Below are 17408 nucleotides of genomic sequence, written 5' to 3' on the forward strand. Positions count from 1 at the left end.
GCGAGCAGGGTCCACACTGTGACCTGCGGCCATCGCAAGATCGTCAGGCTTCACGCATCGATGATCAGCGGTGGCCGCAGCCTTCGCGCAGCATCCATGAGCAGGATCAAGGTCTATGGCTGGAGTTCGCGCTGGTACCAGGTGCCTGACTTGCCGCCGAGATCGGCCGGGGTGGCAGGGCCGACCGGGACGAACCCGGCCTTGGCCAAGACTCTCCGGGACGCGGCGTTGTCGTGGGAGGTGGCCGCCCGCAGGGTGCGCAGGCCGTGCACCGCAGTCGCCGTCCGGCACAGCTCCCGGACGGTCTCGGTCGCCACGCCGCGGCCGGCGACTCGCTCCGCGACCCGGTAGCCGAGTGTGGCAGTGCCGTCCTCCAGGTCGTACAGGTTGAATCTGCCGAGTACCGAGCCGTCCTCGGCGACGAGCACGTAGAAGGCGCAGATGCCGGCCTCCTGCTCGGCCAGCAAGGCGTCGTACCGGTCGGTGAACTGGTCGAAGAAGCCGTCGCCGCGGTCGGAGATCGAGGTAGCGAAGTAGGCGCGGTTCGCCAGCTCGAAGGCCAGGACCGCCGGGGCGTGGCCGGCATGCAGCCGCTGCAGCTCGGGCATCGCCCGACTCTACCCAGATCGTGCACTGAGGCCACCTGAGTTTCCGCCAGTGGTCCGCCAGCGGCGGACAGCCTCAAGACCAGGGCGCGTAATGATCGACGGCTGGAGTATCAGAGCAGGCTGAGTGCCTGCATCGCATCGCGTTCGATGCGCGAGAGCTCGTGGAGGAGGGAGCCGGCCTGCACGAGGTGCTTCGCGTCGCCGGAATCGCCCGCTGTCGCGACGAGTGCGGCCACCTGGGTCCAGAGGATGGCGGCTTCGGTATAGAGAGTGTGGCCGGTGCGCAGGTGGCTGCTGTCGATCAACTGGGCGCACTCGGCGAGGAAGTCCCGGTAGAGATTGCGGAACAGGGCGCCGCCGGTGCCGGCCCTCTCCATGAGGACGGCGGTCCGTGACAGGTCTTCCCGCGGATCGTCGCTGCGCTGCAACCACTTCGGCACGTGCTTGCCGGCCTTCCCGATGCCCCGGTGGCCCAGGTTCTCGATGGGCGGGTTCAGGAAGGCGTCGGCGCAGGTCTTGATCGCGGGGATGATCCGGTCCTGTGGTGGCACCGGGCTGCTGGGCGCTGTGATGGTGAAGGAGCGGTGCCTGGCGGTCATGGGGCCGCGCTCGGCCCTGGCTCTGGCCAGGGCGGCGAGGCTGGTGGAGACGGCTCCGCCCTGCGGGTCGGTGTCCACCAGGTAGGCGTCCTGTTCGTCGTAGCCGTACATGGCCACGACGTGCCCGCCGAAGTGCACCTTGGTGGTGAAGTGGTCCAGGTGGTAGCTGTCGAGTTGCAGGCCGACCGGCTGGCCGGCGTCGATGGGTGCCGCGACGTTCTGCCATGCCTTGCGCGGGGAGGTGGTCTCCCCGATCCGCAGCTCGAGCCCGAGAGCGGCGGCCAGGTTCCTGGTGAGCTCGAACGGCTTGACCCGACCTCCCAGGAAGGGGAATCCCATGGCTTTGCTGTCCCAGTAGATGAAGGACAGTCCGGAGCCGAGCCCGAACAGCATGGGCTCGGACAAGTCGAGTCCCTCATGCCGCAGAAGCACGCCCAGCGCCGTCGTCTCGCAGTGCTGCATGCCGCGGACATCGATGCCTTGCACCATGGTCATGCCGCTCATCGTCCTCCCTCACCTGATGCATGAAGTACGACCACCGGACACGGGACTGCATGGCTCGACGGACAGCCGAGGGTATGTCCACCAAGGACATCACGCGGTCCCTCAAGAGGTTCGTCGCCCGCGTGGCTCACAGGCACCTCAGGAGCACGGGAATCCTGAACACGACAGGCTCGGCCGGAGCCAGATCATGACGCTGATCGGCTGCCCTCCGCGTCATCGAGGTCGAGCGACGCGGCCGCAGTCAGCCGCTCGACGAACGCCGTGAAGTCCGACGTCAGCGGGAGCTCCGTGTCGCCCTCCACGTCGAACCATGTGACGGACGGTTCATCCTGCTCTCCGCATGACCGGTAGTCGAGAGCGATCCAGCAGTGACCGTCACCGGAGAGCAGAACCAGAGGCGAGGGAAGACCCCACTCCTCGACCAAGTAGCCCGAGTCCAGCAGGGACAGCTGATCGTCGTGACGGCCGATGCCGAGCAGGTGGTCGAGCGGCACGTGGTTCTCGCTCCACGACGTGGGCACGTCCGTCGGGAGCGCGTTCCACACCGCTGCCACCTGGCCGCCGTTCTGGACCCGCAGGATCTCCAGCAACGAGGCCGGCAGGCGGACACCCAGCTCGCTTTCGGCATTCTGAACGTCCGCCTTGGTCAGCGGTGGCTGAACCCCGTACCGGCCCTCGCCCCAGAACGTCGCCTTGACCTCATCGAACCGAGCCACAAGCACATCCTAGGGACCCGGCATACCAGCTTGACGATCTACAGGAGCTTCACCGCGGCTCGGCCCAGGGCGCCACGCCACACGCACACGCCTCCGGAGTGGTTCCTCACCGCGACGTGAGCAGATCGGCCGCAACGCCCCCAGCAGACGCACCAGACCCCTGGAGCGAGCACTCCAGGGGTCTGGTCGCGTCCAACGCCGGTCAGGCGGGGGTGATGTTCTCCGCCTGGGGGCCCTTCTGGCCCTGGGTGATGTCGAAGGTGACGGCCTGGCCTTCCTGGAGCTCACGGAAGCCGGACGAGTTGATGTTGGAGTAGTGGGCGAAGACGTCGGGGCCGCCGCCGTCCTGCGCGATGAAGCCGAAGCCCTTTTCCGAGTTGAACCACTTGACAGTTCCGCTGGCCATGCCAGTGCCTCTCAGTCGACAGCGGGTCCGCACCGCGCGGACCCGGAGGTGATCGCCCTGGTTCTCAGGCACTGCACAGCAAAACGCCCACGCCGGAGCGCGGGCAGGTACTGCGAACCACGACATCTGTCAGCGACGCTACACGGCGAGACGGGCTATCACCAGAGAGCAATGGATCCGGTTCTGCGTCAAGCTCCTGGATGGTGGTCGGGAACGGGCGAACCGCGTCGTCGAGCAGTCGATGGAGGAGCGGGATCGGGTGTATCGGGGCTCACCCGAGGCGGGTCGAGCCGCGGTGCGGTCCCGCGACCGTTCCCGCGACCGGTCCGGCGGACAGGACCTGATCACGGGCCGGGTGCGGGTGGAGCCGGCTGCGGGGCGGTGGCGCGACACCCCGGCACACTGCGGAGGTGGCTTTCGTGGTGGTCGGGGCGGGGCTCGTGTAGCGTCATCTCCAGCTGTCGTGGTTCCGAAGTTCCTTCCGCCCGTGAGCACATGCACGGGCGGTTTTGCTGTTCAGCGTCGCTGAGGACCCGGCGATCACCTCCGGTCCCCGCATGGTGCGGGGGCCGACCTTGAGTCCTTTGGAGGACGTGCATGGCCAGCGGAACCGTGAAGTGGTTCAACTCGGAGAAGGGCTTCGGCTTCATCGAGCAGGACGGTGGAGGCCCCGACGTCTTCGCCCACTACTCCAACATCGCCAGCTCGGGCTTCCGTGAGCTGCAGGAGGGCCAGAAGGTGACGTTCGACGTCACCCAGGGCCAGAAGGGCCCCCAGGCGGAGAACATCACCCCCGCCTGATCCAAGGTCCCTGGTGCCCGCCCCCGGCTGTCTGACGGGGGCGGGCACTGACCTGTCCGGGCACGAGGACCTTGCCGGGCGGGATGTCGCGCTTCTCCAGAGGCACAAGCCGCTACGTCCGCGAGAACGGCTCCGCCGGCAGCGCCGCGACCGGGCCTGCCGCAGACGGAGCTCGGCCGGTCCGGGCGACGGCGCAGGGGCGGCCCGACGGCTGGAGGCGGCTGGTCACCAGGACGCCGGTCAGCGCGGCGCCGATGGATCCGCCGATGGATCCGCCGATGGTACGGACGGCGCTTCGGATCGGACACCGGGCTCACCGTGAACCCAGCCCGCTGCCGGGCCGGGTGCACACCGTCCGAACTCCAACCGGGCCGAGGGAAACCGGGTGTCTGTCGCGACGCTGCTGCGCGGCATCGTCGAGCGCGAACATCTCACGGTCCGCCACCTCGTCGACCTGATTGGCCGATCGCGCCACGGCGACCACGCTGTGGGACGGTACGACGATCCCGGACGGCCCGGTCACCCACATCGTGTCTGGAACGTCCGGACGGACTGCATCCGCAGTCCAGGGTCCTCACCCCGGAGAACCCGAGCGATGTGATTCCCGGCTGACCGCTGGCGTCGGCCCCGGCGAGGCCATGAACGGACTTCCTTCTCATCCTCTCTGAAACTAGTGAGTTCGCTTTCCTCGCCCTCGACATCGTGCCGGGGTGCCGAACGGCATCCCGGCATCGTCATCTCCAGGTCCATGCGACGACGTGTGCCGTGACCCACGAGCCATGACTCAGGAGCCGGAAGTGCCGGTCCGTGACGCGGCCCTGTACCAGCGGGTGATGGGCCGGCTCGCTGCCCGGGCGTACGGAAACGGTGCAGGCGCGCACGCGGCCGTAGCGGAGGCGCGGCTGCCGCCCAGGAGATGCGAGTGGGCGGGGCGGTCAGTGGGGCCGCGTCCCGCTCTTGGTCCACTCTTCAGCGCATAGTCACCTCACCCCTCTTGGTATTCCGCCGAACTACGTGAAGGCTGTGGCGGACATGTCAACGGATCGTGTACCCCACACCACGGTTTCCAGGAGGACTTGGTGCAGCAGAGCTCCAGAATCCGCAGGGCTTCGCTCATCCTCGCCGGCGCGTTCGCGCTGGTGCTCGCCGTTCCGAACACCGCTCTCGCCGCCGCGCCGCCGGCCGCCCTGCCGGCCAACGCGGACGCGCTGGATCAGACGTTCCAGCCGGCCTACGACTACGACACCGACGGCTGTTACGCGACGCCGGCCATCGGTCCCGACGGCACGATCAACCCCGGCCTGAAGCCCACCGGAGCCCTCAACGGCAACTGCCGGGACGCGTCGGACCTGGTCAACACCAACGGGTACTCCCGCGCCAAGTGCAACAACGGCTGGTGCGCCGTCATCTACGGTCTCTACTTCGAGAAGGACCAGGCCATCCCCGGTATCAGTCTCGGCGGCCACCGCCACGACTGGGAGCACGTTGTGGTCTGGGTGCAGAACAACCAGGCGCAGTACGTCGCCACCTCTGCCCACGGGGACTTCAACATCTACCCGCGCGACCAGATCCGCTGGGACGGTACACACCCGAAGGTCGTGTACCACAAGGACGGTGTGAGCACCCACTGCTTCCGACCCGCCAACTCCAACGACGAACCGCCGGAGAACCACCAGCGCACCTGGCAGTTCCCCACGCTCGTCGGCTGGAACGGCTACCCGGCGGGTCTGCGCGACAAGCTCAGCCAAGCCGACTTCGGCAGTGCCCACTTCGGCCTCAAGGACGGCAGCTTCGAGGGCCACCTCGCCGAAGCCAAGCCGGCCGGCATCCCGTTCGACCCTTATGCGTGACGGGTAGCCCAACTCAGCGCTTCACCGGCACCCCGACGGCAATGCTGCTCCGCGCCGTCGGGGAACGCCGTGACCCGGCCGGGCGACGAGCGGCGTACGCGCGCTGTCGCTCATGGCCGTGGTCGTCTCGGCCGTGTCGCTGGGATTCCGGGGGCGGTCGTCCCGGAGGCCTGCGGCCGAAGTTTCATCCGGGCCGGGGCTCGTGGTGTCGCAACGCTGTTCACGAGGCGTTGTCGACGATCTCCGCCAGTTCGCCGGCGGACTCGGGGGTCAGGCGGTAGAACCCCTGGAGGCTGATCGAGCGCTCGAGGCGGCCGTCCTCCACGTATTTCAGCACGCGGGTCTGGCCTCGGCGGTTGCGCCAAGTGAGCCGTGCCAGCAGGTCGCCGGGGATCGGTATGTCGAAGCGCACGGGTGTCGCGTCCACGTGCACTGCCGTGGCACCGCAGCCATCGGCGCCGAGCATGGACCAGTCGGCGTGTCCGGGAAAGGCCGGATCCTGCCATGCGGCAGGGGCGGTGCCGCAGCAGCCGCGCCGTCCCAGGTCGATCACCCGCATCCGGCTCACCACGAACACGACGCGCTGCTTGACGTGGAGCGCGTACACGTCGTCACCTGCACGGGCGCCCGACCATGCGGGCAGCGAGGAGTGGACGCCGCTGAAGGCGACCGGTGGCCGCTCGCCGGTGCGGCCCGTCCTGCGCAGCGCGCGGCAGGTGTCGTGGGTCCACAGGACCGTGAAGGCATCAGTCATGTCGTGATCGTAAGAACGAGGACTGACAACCGGCCGCGCACGCCGCTGCAGGCTCCCGAGGGCCTGCTGGTCTCACGCGCTGACACCAGGAGCCGGTTACCGCAGGCGGATCCGCAGGGCACGCATGCCGCCCTCGGGCCGACGAGCGGCGAGGTCAGCCCGGCGCGGATGCCTCGGGTCGCGGTTGAGCGTCGAGGTCGAGGTCGAGGCCGTCCGGCGGTGGCCGAGCACCGTGAGGCCCAGGCACCGGACGATGCACCGGCAGAGGCATCGTCCACCCGCCTGAGGACCGCAGGTACACGCCTGAGCACCGCAGGAAAGGCGCAACCCGGTCACCGAGCAGGAGAATCGAGACATGGCAGGAAAGAAGCCCGCACCGACAGACCTGGCCGGCATCCTGCAGCGAGCAGGCGACGTCGCCGGAACCGCGCTGGGATCCCTCCTCACCCGGTCCGCGCTCGGCTTCGCCATCTGGGGCACCGACCTGCGCTGCATCTGGGTGAACGACTCCATGGAGAAGTACGACGGAGTCTCCCGGGAGCAGCGGCTCGGGCGCCGGCCGGGCACGGCCCTGCCCGGCGACGCCGGAGTGCTGGAGTCCGCGATGCGGGAGGTGCTGGCGACCGGCATCTCGGACTTCGGCCGCGAGTACCGCGCCCCGATCATGGAACGGGCCGGAGGAAACCGTGCGTTCTCCGTCTGCGCCATCCGCCTGGACGACGAGGAAGGCCGGACGCTGGGGGTGTGCCAAGTGGTCCTGGAGGTCACCGGCAGACGGTGGGCCGAGGACCGCCTGGCCCTCGTCAGCGAGGCCGGCGCCCGTATCGGCACCACGCTGGACGTCATGCACACGGCGCAGGAGCTGGCCGACTACACGGTGCCGCTGCTCGCCGACTACGTGACCGTCGACCTGACCGAGGCCGTCCGACTCGGTGAGGAGCCCCTGGAGCGGCTGGGTCCCATGGGCGGACGCCTCCCGAAGTTCCGGCGCGCGGGCATGGCCTCGATCCACCCCGGCACCCCGGAGTCCCTGTGGCCGCGCGGCGAGGTGGTCTACGTTCCTCCCGCCTCGCCCTTCATCCGGGTGCTGTCCTCCGGGAAGTCCGTCCTGCAGCCGGTACTGGAAACCGCCCCCGGCACGTGGCTGGACGACGACCCGGCACGGGCCGGGAAGATCCGCGAGCTCGGCATGCACTCCTTGATGGTCGTTCCGGTCCACGCCCGCGGTGCGCTCCTGGGGGTGGCGGTGTTCGTACGGACGGACACCCCGGCCCCGTTCGACGAGGCCGACCTGCTGTTCGCCGAGGAGCTGGTGGCCAGGGCCGCGCTGAGCCTGGACAACGCCCGCCGGTACACGCGCGAGCGCGCGACCGCCCTGGCCCTCCAGCACAGCCTGCTCCCGCGCAGTGTGAGCGGCGGAGCCGCCGCGGACGTGGTGGCCCGCTATCTCCCCGCGGACACCGAGGGTGCCGAGGGCGGCGTAGGCGGCGTGGGTGGCGACTGGTACGACGTCTTCCCGCTGCCCGGCGGCCGGTTGGCGCTCGTCGTCGGCGATGTCGCCGGGCACGGCATCGGCGCCGCGGCCACGATGGGCCGACTGCGCACGGCCGTACGCACACTCGCCGATCTGGACCTGCCCCCGGCCGAACTGATGACCCGGCTCGATCGCACGGTCATGCACCTCGGCGACGAAGACACCGACACCTCCGGCCCCACTCTGGCCGCCACCTGTCTGTACGCCGTCTACGACCCCGCCACCCGGCGCTGCACCATGGCACGGGCCGGCCATCCGCCGCCGGCGGTCGTCCACCCCGACGGCCGCGTCGCCTTCCCCGAGATCCCGAGCGGCACGCCCCTCGGCCTCGGCATGGAGACGTACGAGGCCGCGGAGCTGCATCTGCCCGAGGGAAGCGTCATCGCCCTCTACAGCGACGGGCTGATCGAGGACCGCCACCAGGACATCGACACCGGCATGGAACGGATCCGCACCGCTCTCGCACAGCCCGGCCTCCGCCTGGACGACCTCAGCGCCGCGGTCATCGACACCCTGCCGTACACGACACCTCCCGACGACGTCACCCTGCTCCTCGCCCGCACCCGCGGCCGTGCCCCGGCGTCCCCCGACGACGCGAACCGCTGAGACCCGGCGCCCCATCCCGGCCGCACGCACCCACTACCGCGCGCACCCACTACCGCGCGCACCCACGGCGGTCGGCGCGCCCACCGAGCCCTCGCCGGGGCAGGGCCTCGACACCATCCCGCGCTGACGTCACCAGGACTCGCATGTGCGCGCCTCGCGTCAACTTGCGGGAGAGCGCCGGAGCCGAGCACTGCGATGACTCCTTTGACGGCAACGCTGTGTACGCGACGACAACAAGTGGGCCAGCGCCCTCGGTCGGTGACGCGGCTACTCAGTCGAGACAGAACTCGTTGCCCTCGATGTCCTGCATCACGATGCAGGACTCATTTTCTTCATCGGCAGGCAGCAGTCGCACGCGTACCGCGCCGAGCGCGACCAGGCGTGTGCACTCGGCCTCCAGCGTGGCCAAGCGCTCCTCACCCACGAGCCCGGTGCCGACCCGCACATCGAGATGGAGCCGGTTCTTGGCGACCTTGCCCTCGGGAACCCGCTGGAAGAACAGTCGCGGGCCCACTCCTGAGGGATCAGTGCAGGCGAACCATGAATCCCGCTGCTCAGGTGGCTGCGAGCACGTGTAGTCGTCCCAAGTGGCAAACCCCTGCGGTGGCGGCGGCACGACGTACCCCAGCACCTCGCACCAGAAACGAGCGACGCGCTCGGGTTCCGCGCAGTCGAAGGTGACTTGGAACTGCTTGATCGACGACATCGGCGCACCATAGCAGGGGGCTTTCGGTGGTGTCGGTGACCGCGAGGGCCGCGCCGTGGCATTTCCCGCTGGGAGCCCTCGCGGCCGGGCCGGTTCAATATGCTGGCGGTCAAGTCGTGGAGGGGGCCGGGTGGATCAGGACGAGCGCGACGTGCTCTCGATGGTGTGCGAGGAACTGCCCGCGCTGCGGGCCGAGATCTCGGCGCACTCCGAGGAGAAGGGTCGGCTGCTGGCGCGTATCGAGTCGGAGGCCGCCGCGCGGCGGCCGATCCTGCCGCTGCTCGCCGAGTTGTTGGGCACGACTCGTGACGAGACCCGACAGGCGCTCGGCGCCGGACTGCCGGGGGCCGGGGCAGGGCGTGCCGACGAGGAGTGGTTCGTCTGCCCCGATGGCGCCTGCGAGCGCGTCGCCACGACCGTGCCCGCCGGGCCCGTGCCGGTCTGCGCGGTGACCCGACGGACGATGAGGCGGCAGTAGCCCCATGGGCAGGTTCTTCGAGGAGCTCGCCAAGAAGCTCGCTGAGCGGTGGGTCGCGCTGCTCGTGCTGCCCGGCGCCCTGTTCGTGCTGCTCGCCGTGGTCGGCGTCCGGCTCGGGCATGCCGACCCGTTCGATGTCGGCGAGGTGGAGCGGACGATCTCCGAGGTCGCGGGCACCGGCTCCGGCCGGTTCGGGGCGCAGGTGCTGCTGCTTGTCGCGGTGCTGCTGGCCGCGACCGGCACCGGGCTCGCCGTACAGGCGCTGGCCGGTGTGACCCGCCTCGTGTGGCTGGGCCGGTGGCCGCGCCCGCTGTCACGGTGGGTGGTGCGCCGGCGCAGGGCGCGGTGGCATGCGCTGCTCGACCGCAGGCGTGCTCTGGTCAGGGACCACCCGGCGGTGACGCGGACCGCCGAGCGCCAGGAGGAGATCGACGACATGGCGGCGCGGATGACCCGCATCGCGCCCGCGGAGCCGGGTCGGCCGACCTGGATGGGTGACCGAATGTACGCCGTCGAGCAGGTGGCGCTGCACCGGAACGGGCTCGACCTCGCCTTCGGGTGGTCCCGGCTCTGGCTGGTGTTGCCGGAAACGGTGCGCACGGAGGTCGTCGCCGCCGAAGCCGCGTTCGCCGGCGCGGTCGCGTCCGGCACATGGGCGTGGCCCTACCTCGTGCTGGGTGTGCTGTGGTGGCCCGCCCTGCTGATCGGCGTCGGTATCGGTGTGGCGGGCTGGGCGCGCGCCCGCGCCGCGGTCGGGGACCTGGCCGCGTTGTCCGAGGCCGCGATCGACCTGCACGGCCGGACGCTGGCCGGCGCGCTCGGCGTCGGCAATGACGCCGCCACCGGTCCCCTGACCCTCGCCGAGGGCCAGGACATCACCGCCATCGTCAGAAAAGGGCGTTGATGCCGCCCTTCGAGTACTGGATCGACCGCGTCCGCCACGGGATCGACGCGGCCCAGGCACGTCCCGACCTCCTCCTCGGGCCGACGCTCAGCGAAGACGCGGCGAACCTCTGGCACGCCGCGCAACCGGCTGACCCGGACCGCCCCGCACCGTCGGAGACACACCGACTCGCGACCGCGGCCTGGTGGCTGGGCCTGCTGCACGGTCTGCGTCACGCGGCGATGCCCGAGGAGCCGGGCCGGGCCGAGCTGGCGAGAGCGATCCTCCTCGTCGCCCCGTGGGCGGGCGGACAGGGGTTCGTGCCCGAGCCACTGCGCCACTTGCTCGGTCCGGCGGCAAACCCTGACCTGCAGGCACAGCAGGCCGGACAGTTACTCATCCAGGCGCTGCGGACGGGTGAGCGCGACGTGCTCGACGCCAGCATCGTCCTGCACGAGGCCGTCCTTGCCTCGGGGTCTCCGATCGCCGGGACGACCGTCACCAACGCCGGAGCCGGGTACTGGGCGCGATACGGGCAGACCGGGAACACCGCCGACCTGGACAGGGCGATCGACCTCGGGAACCGCGCGGCAGCGTACTCCGACGATCCCAACTACCCGACGATCCTGTCCAACCTCGGCACCATCCACCTGGCGCGATACGAGCGGGCGGGTGACGCGACCGATCTGGACCGGGCGATCGAGATGCTCTCGCGAGCGCGGTCCACGATCTCGCCCACCGACCCGAACCGCCCGATGGCCCTGAGCAACCTCGCCGTCGCCCATCACACACGGCACGAACGGAGCGACGACCCCGACGACCTCGACCTGGCCATCGAGGTCGGGTACGTGCTCGCCGCGTCCGACCGGCCGCACCCGCAGTCCCTTGCCAACCTCGGCATGGCCCTGTTCGCCCGGTACGAACGCACCGGGGTCCCGGCCGATCTGGAGCGGGCGATCGAGGTCGGCCATCAGGCATGGTCCGCCGGCCCGGACCCCGTGCACCTGCCCACGGTCCTGTCCAACCTCGGGGCCTTCCACCACGCGCGGTTCGAGCGCGGAGGAGACGTCAACGACCTCGCTCGTGCCGTCGAGAACCACGAACAGGCCGTGGCCGCCACTGCGGACGACCATCCTGATCGCGGGGTCCGTCTCAACAATGTCGCCGCCGTCTACCAGGAGCGGTTCAACCGCGCCGCGGACCCGGCGGATCTCGACCGTTCAATCAGCGCAGGGGAGGACGCGGTCGCGGCGACACCGGCCGATCACCCGAAGTCGAGCACCTTCCTGTCCAACGTGGGCACGGCTCTCCACGGCCGTTTCCAACGTACGGGCAGCGTGCCGGACCTGCACCGCGCCATCGAGTACGGCGAACGAGCGGTGGCACGCGCCCCGGAGGGCCGAAGCGAACGGGGCAGACAGCTGTCGAACCTGGCACTGGCGTACCAGTCACGGTTCGAGCGCACCGGCGACCTGGCAGACCTGCACCGGGCGGTCGAGCGCGGCGAACAGGCGGTGGCGGCGATGCCCGACGGCCACCCGGACCGTGCGCTGTACCTCGGCAACCTCGCGTCGGTGTACAGCGCTCGGTTCAAGCACGCCGGGAGCCTCGACGACCTGGACCGTGCGATCGAGCACCGCGAGGCGGCGGTCGAGAAGACGCCGTCCGACCACCAGCTCCTGGCGGTACACCTGTCCAGCCTGTCAGGCGACCACCACGCGCGGTTTCGACGCACCGGCGACGTCGCGGACCTGGACCGTGCCATCGAGTCCGCAACCCGCGCGGTCGCCCGCACTCCGGCCGACCACCCCGATGTGGCGCGGCGGCTGAACAACCTCGGTATCGCTCTCGCCGCGCGGTACGCGCACGCCGGTGACACGGCCGACCTGAACCGGGCGATCGAACGGAAGGAGCGGGCGCTGGCCGCCACCCCTGTCGACCATCCGGAACGAGCCAGGTTCGCGACCAATCTCGGTCCCACCTACCAAGCCCGGTTCGCGCGTACCGGGGACCCAGCGGACCTGGACCGCGCTGTCGAAGTGTGCGAGCTGTCGGTCTCCGCCACCCCCGAGGACCATGCCGAACTGGCCCCTCGTCTCGGCATGCTGGCGAGCGTCCATCTGACGCGGCACCAGCACACCGGAAGCACGGTGGACCTGGCCCGGGCCGTCGCGCACAACGAGCGCACACTGTCCCTCATCCCAGAGGGCCACCCCGACCGCCCCCGCTGCCTGGCCAACCTCGGCGTAGCCCTCCAATCGCGGTTCAAGGCCGACGGCGACCCGGCGGACCTGGACCGTGCGGTCGACCTCAAGAGGGAGGCACTGGCCGCCACGCCGTCCGACGATCCCGTCCACTCCCAGCGCCTGTTCAACCTCGTCCTCAGCCTGGAGATGCAGGCCGGGGACGGCGCGGTCGATCCCGTCGACGTCGAGCGGCTGTCCGCGCTCGCGGCTGCGCCATGCCCGTCCCCGCCCGGCTATCAGGTGCGCGCCCGTTGGGTGACCGGCAGGATCGCGCACGCCGCGGGTGAGCACGGGACAGCGCGTCGCCTGCTGGACGCGGCGGTGGCCCTGCTGCCCTCGGTACCCGCCCGGCAGACGTCGTACGCGGACCAGGAGCACCGCCTCGACGGGTACCTCGGGCTGGTGGGCGAGGCGGTCGCCGTCCACTGCGCCCTCGACGACCCGGTCGGCGCCATTCAGGCGGGCGAGCAGGGGCGGGGCATCCTGCTGGCGTCGCAACTGGACGCGCGCACGGACCTGTCCGGCCTCCAGGGCGAACACCCGGAGCTCGCGCGGCGCTTCCAGCAGGTCCGCGATGCTCTCGGCGCGCCCGGTGGCGACGGCCACCGAACCCCCGACGCAGAAGGCCTCAGCGCGCCCCACGGTGAGGAACGCCGCCGCCCGTGGAGCGAGTACGACGCGCTGCTCGCGGAGATTCGCCGGCTGCAGGGCTGGGAGCGGTTCCTCCTGCCACCGACGTGGGACGAGCTGCGGGAAGCCACAGCAGGCGGAACCGTGGTGCTCGTCAACGCCGGAAGCCGGCGCAGCGACGCGATCATCGCCACCGCCGACGCCGCTCCGATGCTGGTGCCGCTGCCCGAGCTGACCCTTTCCGAGGTCGACGCGCGGACCACGGAACTCTCGCGGGCCATGGCCGCCACCGGTTCGCTGGTCGCTGAACTACGGCGCCGGCGGATCCTGTCCGACCTGCTCGGCTGGCTCTGGGACACCACCGTGAGCCCCGTACTGGACGCCCTGGACAGGTTCCCGCCCCGCGAGGGCCGGTTGCCGAGGGTCTGGTGGATGCCGACCGGGCTGCTCGGTCTGCTCCCGCTGCACGCGGCGGGCAGGCCGGGCGAGCCCGGCACCCTGGACCGCGTCGTGTCCTCGTACGCCCCGACCTTCCGTGCGCTGCTCGGGGCCCGGAGGCAGACCGCCGGGGCGCCCCGGCGGCAGCTCACCGTCGCGCTCGAACGCACGCCCGGCCACCCGGACCTGCCCGCGACCGCGGCCGAAGCGGCCGCTCTGCACGCGCACCTTCCCGATTCGATGCTCCTGATGAACGAGCAAGCCAAGGTCGACAGCGTTCTCGGCGCGCTTCCCGGCGCCGGCTGGGCCCACTTCGCCTGCCACGCCGATACGGATCTCCACGCGCCGTCGCAGGGCGGTCTCCACCTGCACGACGGCCGCCTGCCGATCGCGGAGATCAGTCGACTGCGCCTGCACAGCGCCGAGCTGGCCTACCTTTCGGCCTGTTCCACCGGGCATGTCGGCCGTCGCCACGCGAACGAGTCCACTCACCTCGCGTCGGCGTTCCAACTCGCCGGATTCCGGCATGTGATCGCGAGCCTGTGGCCGCTCAACGACGCCGTCGCCGCGACGGCCGCCGACCGCTTCTACCGCCTGCTATCGACGGTCGAGAACGCCGACCGGGCCGCCGACGCCTTGCACCGGGTGACCCGCGAACTCCGCGCCGAGCACCCCGAACGCCCGCACTTGTGGGCGTCCCTGATCCACACCGGTCCGTAGCCCCGAGAGGGCGTGGGCTCCGGCGCGATCCGTGGGGGGTCAGTGTCGGCCGGTAGCGTCTGCCGCGTGACCGACGACGACGTTGCGGCCTGGAACGGGCTCACCGCCTTGCTGCCGGACGCCGAGGCCCAGCAGGTCCGGGACTGCTGGGACATCGGGGAGCAGGAGGCGGGGCTTGGCAACTCAGTGGCTGTCCGAGCCCGTTCTGTATACGGTTCGGCGGCATGGCTGACGACTGCTTCGGGCATCCGCGGCTCGCCGCGATCTATGACCCGCTCGACCCCGACCGCGGCGATCTCGATGCCTACCTCTTGATGGCGGAAGAGTTCGGGGCGCGCCGAGTGCTGGACATCGGCTGCGGCACAGGTGTGTTCGCGCTCCTCCTGGCTGATCGCGGGATCGAGGTCGTCGGCGTCGATCCCGCTCTGGCGTCCGTCGATGTCGCCCGGGCCAAGCCGGGCAGTGAGCGAGTGCGCTGGATGTGCGGTGACGCGACGGACCTCCCGCAGCTGCAGGTCGACCTGGCGACGATGACGGCGAACGTTGCCCAGGCCATTGCTGATCCGCAGACGTGGCAGCAGACGCTGCGAGGAGCCTACGAAGCACTACGGCCCGGCGGGCATCTGGCGTTCGAGACCCGCGACCCGGCCAGACGCGCCTGGGAGGAGTGGACCCGCGAGAACTCCCACCGCGTCACGGAGATCCCAGGCGTCGGCTCCGTCGAGAGCTGGGTCCAGCTGATCGAGGTGAGCCGGCCCCTGGTGACGTTCCGCTCGACCTACGTGTTCGCTGCGGACGGGCAGGTGCTGACCTCGGATTCGACGCTGCGTTTCCGAGAGCGGGAAGAGGTCGAGAGGGACTTGGTCGCGCACGGATACGTGGTGGACGACGTTCGCGATGCGCCCGACCGCCCGGGAAGAGAGTTCGTGTTCCTGGCACGACGTCCGTGATCTCCAGTGAATGCGCGCCACTCGGACCGGACAGGTGTCCCGGCCACGGCGTGGCCGGGAGCTGAGCGAGCTGGTACCCGGCCGGCAGGACACCGACCGCCGCACCGCCGGCCCCCACGGAGGCGGCGGACAGCGGCAGTTCGTGCGGCGTGCTCGTGAAGCCGAGCAGGTCGACGAAGACGGTCAGGCAGACGGCGGCGTGGACCGGGCGGAAAGGGCGCTGTCGTCCGCGGTGTCTTCGTCATCGACCTCCGTACCCGCGCCGGCATCGGTGCCGGCATCCGCGTACGAGGCGGCGGAGCCGCGGCCGTCGGCGATGAGACTGCCCGCGGCCCTCAGAGCACGGGCCAGCAGATGGGCGCGCCCGGCCACGATCGGCCCCAGAACGGCGAGGACGAGGACGTACCCGGCGATGAACGGCGCGAGACGGCCGTCGAGCCCCGCGCCGGCAGCCATGGCGGCCAGGATCAGCGCGAACTCCCCGCGCGCCAGCAGCGTCGTGGCGATGTCGGCGGCGGGCTCGATGCCGTACCGGTACAGGCGCGCGACCAGCAGCCCCGCGGCCACGTTCATCACGACGGTCAGAGCCGTCGCGGCGGCGACCGGTCCGGCGACGGACGCGATGTCGGCGGGGTCGATGGCGAGCCCGAACGCGAAGAAGAAGATCGCCGCGAAGGCGTCGCGCAACGGATGGACCAGCCGGCGGATCCGCGGCCCCGAGGGGGTCCCGGCCAGGATCAGCCCGGCCATGAAGGCACCGATGGCGTCGGCTACCCCGAGGAGTTCGGAGACGCCGGCGACGAGGACGGCGATGCCGAGGAAGCTGATGACGAGCAGTTCGTTGTCGCGGACCTTGATGAGGCGGCTGATCAGCCGGGTGCCGTAGCGCGCTGTGGCGGCGAGCACCAGCAGGAACCCGAATGCTTTCGCAGCCTGGAGGACTGTCTCTGTGACGCCTTCGGCGCCGCTGATGACGGGTTGGAGTCCGGCGAGGTAGAGCGCCAGGAAGATGTCCTCCACCACGATGACGCCGAGGATCAGACGCGTCTCCGGGTGGGTGATGCGGCCGAGGTCGATCAGGATCTTGGTGACGATGGCGGAGGAGGAGATGCCGAGGACTCCGGCCAGCACCAGCGCCTCCCGGGCGCCCCAGCCCAGCGCGAAGCCGAAGCCCAGGCCCGCACCGACGTTCAGCACGAGATAGATGCCACCCGCGGTCAGCAGGCGTCTGCCGCCGCTTCTCAGATCGTCGAGGTGGAACTCCAGGCCCAGGTAGAACAGCAGGAGCACGAGGCCGAGCGCGGACAGCATCTCGAAATCGTGGGCGTCGTCGACCAGGACCAGCCCCGGCGTGTGAGGGCCGAGCAGGATGCCGGCGAGCATGAACAGCGGGATCGTGGGCAACCCGATCCGGCTACCGATCCGGGCGAGGAAGGCGGCGGCCAGGAAGGCGCCGCCCATGGCGAGCAAGGTGTCGGCGTGTCCCACGGGTCACCGCCTTCCGCAGGGCGGAGAGGCGGACTGGTTGAGCTGTGCGAGGCGGATACGTTTTCTCCCTCGGTGACGGTGACGGTGACGGTGACGGTGACGGTGACGGTGACGGTGACGGTGACGGTGACGGTGACAGCCGGCTGCCGCGCAGGGCGGCGTCCGTTGTCATGGCCGGTACGGGCGGTGCCGGTACCGGTGCCGGCTGCGCGGGTGCGCCCCACGCGGGCGCGGCGACGACCACAGCTGCGCCGCCAGACCCGCGAGGACCAGCCCCGCCGCGAGCAGGAGCCCCTGGGGCAGCGCCAGGCCGGCCACCAGCATCGCGAGTGCCACGGGCGGCAGCGCCCGGACGTACCCGCGCCGGTACTCTTTCGGACGGCACGGCCGCCCCGTACCCAGCCCGCGGGCGAAGCGTGGGTCGGTCCGCTCGGTCTGCTCCTGCAGAGCCTGAAGGCGTTCGTCTCGGGCCCGGGCCATGGCTCCTCCTC

Annotated in this window: 15 protein-coding genes and 1 pseudogene; 8 read left to right on the forward strand and 8 right to left on the reverse strand. The window is 70.6% G+C overall.

Going from position 1 to position 17408, the window contains the following annotated elements; genetic code table 11:
- Window positions 1–113 precede the first annotated feature (113 nt).
- The 4 genes from ACIQMR_RS13575 to ACIQMR_RS13590 all read right to left on the reverse strand — a co-directional run bounded on the left by ACIQMR_RS13575 (window position 114) and on the right by ACIQMR_RS13590 (window position 2833).
- On the reverse strand, window positions 114–608 hold the full coding sequence (locus ACIQMR_RS13575) for a GNAT family N-acetyltransferase (protein WP_401385568.1): 495 nt from the start codon (window positions 606–608) through the stop codon (window positions 114–116).
- A gap of 110 nt (window positions 609–718) precedes the next feature.
- Window positions 719–1702, reverse strand: a complete 984-nt coding sequence (locus tag ACIQMR_RS13580) for a BtrH N-terminal domain-containing protein (RefSeq protein WP_401385569.1) — start codon at window positions 1700–1702, stop codon at window positions 719–721.
- Window positions 1703–1896: 194 nt separating this feature from the next.
- Entirely contained in the window at window positions 1897–2427 is a 531-nt protein-coding gene (locus ACIQMR_RS13585; protein WP_401385570.1) for an SMI1/KNR4 family protein, read from the reverse strand.
- A 202-nt stretch (window positions 2428–2629) separates the two neighbouring features.
- The gene (locus ACIQMR_RS13590) at window positions 2630–2833 is read right to left on the reverse strand and encodes a cold-shock protein (protein ID WP_266384762.1); all 204 of its coding nucleotides are present in this window, start codon (window positions 2831–2833) and stop codon (window positions 2630–2632) included.
- A gap of 597 nt (window positions 2834–3430) precedes the next feature.
- Between ACIQMR_RS13590 and ACIQMR_RS13595 the strand changes: the two genes are divergently transcribed.
- The 3 genes and pseudogenes from ACIQMR_RS13595 to ACIQMR_RS13605 all read left to right on the forward strand — a co-directional run bounded on the left by ACIQMR_RS13595 (window position 3431) and on the right by ACIQMR_RS13605 (window position 5484).
- The gene (locus ACIQMR_RS13595) at window positions 3431–3634 is read left to right on the forward strand and encodes a cold-shock protein (RefSeq protein WP_242331983.1); all 204 of its coding nucleotides are present in this window, start codon (window positions 3431–3433) and stop codon (window positions 3632–3634) included.
- A 355-nt stretch (window positions 3635–3989) separates the two neighbouring features.
- Window positions 3990–4246, forward strand: a pseudogene (locus ACIQMR_RS13600) (hypothetical protein); the annotation flags it as partial.
- Window positions 4247–4713: 467 nt separating this feature from the next.
- Window positions 4714–5484: an NPP1 family protein gene (locus tag ACIQMR_RS13605; RefSeq protein ID WP_401385571.1), complete on the forward strand. Its 771-nt coding sequence runs from the start codon at window positions 4714–4716 to the stop codon at window positions 5482–5484.
- Window positions 5485–5704: 220 nt separating this feature from the next.
- Here the strand turns inward: ACIQMR_RS13605 and ACIQMR_RS13610 are convergent, their stop codons facing one another.
- Complete coding sequence (locus ACIQMR_RS13610; protein WP_401385572.1) at window positions 5705–6238, reverse strand: hypothetical protein; 534 nt, start codon at window positions 6236–6238, stop codon at window positions 5705–5707.
- Between the two features lie 355 nt (window positions 6239–6593).
- Between ACIQMR_RS13610 and ACIQMR_RS13615 the strand changes: the two genes are divergently transcribed.
- Window positions 6594–8378, forward strand: a complete 1785-nt coding sequence (locus ACIQMR_RS13615; RefSeq protein ID WP_401385573.1) for a SpoIIE family protein phosphatase — start codon at window positions 6594–6596, stop codon at window positions 8376–8378.
- A 271-nt stretch (window positions 8379–8649) separates the two neighbouring features.
- On the opposite strand, the gene ACIQMR_RS13620 is transcribed toward ACIQMR_RS13615, so the two are convergent.
- Entirely contained in the window at window positions 8650–9084 is a 435-nt protein-coding gene (locus ACIQMR_RS13620; RefSeq protein WP_401385574.1) for a VOC family protein, read from the reverse strand.
- A 130-nt stretch (window positions 9085–9214) separates the two neighbouring features.
- Between ACIQMR_RS13620 and ACIQMR_RS13625 the strand changes: the two genes are divergently transcribed.
- The 4 genes from ACIQMR_RS13625 to ACIQMR_RS13640 all read left to right on the forward strand — a co-directional run bounded on the left by ACIQMR_RS13625 (window position 9215) and on the right by ACIQMR_RS13640 (window position 15429).
- Complete coding sequence (locus tag ACIQMR_RS13625) at window positions 9215–9562, forward strand: hypothetical protein (RefSeq protein WP_266384745.1); 348 nt, start codon at window positions 9215–9217, stop codon at window positions 9560–9562.
- Between the two features lie 4 nt (window positions 9563–9566).
- Window positions 9567–10466, forward strand: a complete 900-nt coding sequence (locus tag ACIQMR_RS13630) for a hypothetical protein (RefSeq protein WP_401385575.1) — start codon at window positions 9567–9569, stop codon at window positions 10464–10466.
- The gene (locus tag ACIQMR_RS13635) at window positions 10466–14479 is read left to right on the forward strand and encodes a CHAT domain-containing protein (RefSeq protein ID WP_401385576.1); all 4014 of its coding nucleotides are present in this window, start codon (window positions 10466–10468) and stop codon (window positions 14477–14479) included. Before ACIQMR_RS13630 ends, ACIQMR_RS13635 begins: the two co-directional genes overlap by 1 nt.
- 224 nt (window positions 14480–14703) lie before the next feature.
- Window positions 14704–15429: a class I SAM-dependent methyltransferase gene (locus tag ACIQMR_RS13640; protein ID WP_401385577.1), complete on the forward strand. Its 726-nt coding sequence runs from the start codon at window positions 14704–14706 to the stop codon at window positions 15427–15429.
- Window positions 15430–15612: 183 nt separating this feature from the next.
- On the opposite strand, the gene ACIQMR_RS13645 is transcribed toward ACIQMR_RS13640, so the two are convergent.
- Together ACIQMR_RS13645 and ACIQMR_RS13650 are read right to left on the reverse strand one after the other, a co-directional pair.
- The gene (locus ACIQMR_RS13645) at window positions 15613–16917 is read right to left on the reverse strand and encodes a cation:proton antiporter (protein ID WP_401385578.1); all 1305 of its coding nucleotides are present in this window, start codon (window positions 16915–16917) and stop codon (window positions 15613–15615) included.
- A gap of 168 nt (window positions 16918–17085) precedes the next feature.
- Window positions 17086–17397: a DUF3040 domain-containing protein gene (locus ACIQMR_RS13650; protein ID WP_401385579.1), complete on the reverse strand. Its 312-nt coding sequence runs from the start codon at window positions 17395–17397 to the stop codon at window positions 17086–17088.
- Window positions 17398–17408 lie beyond the last annotated feature (11 nt).

Source organism: Streptomyces sp. NPDC091376 (assembly GCF_044757085.1).
In the GTDB taxonomy this organism is placed as follows: Bacteria; Actinomycetota; Actinomycetes; order Streptomycetales; family Streptomycetaceae; genus Streptomyces; species Streptomyces pratisoli.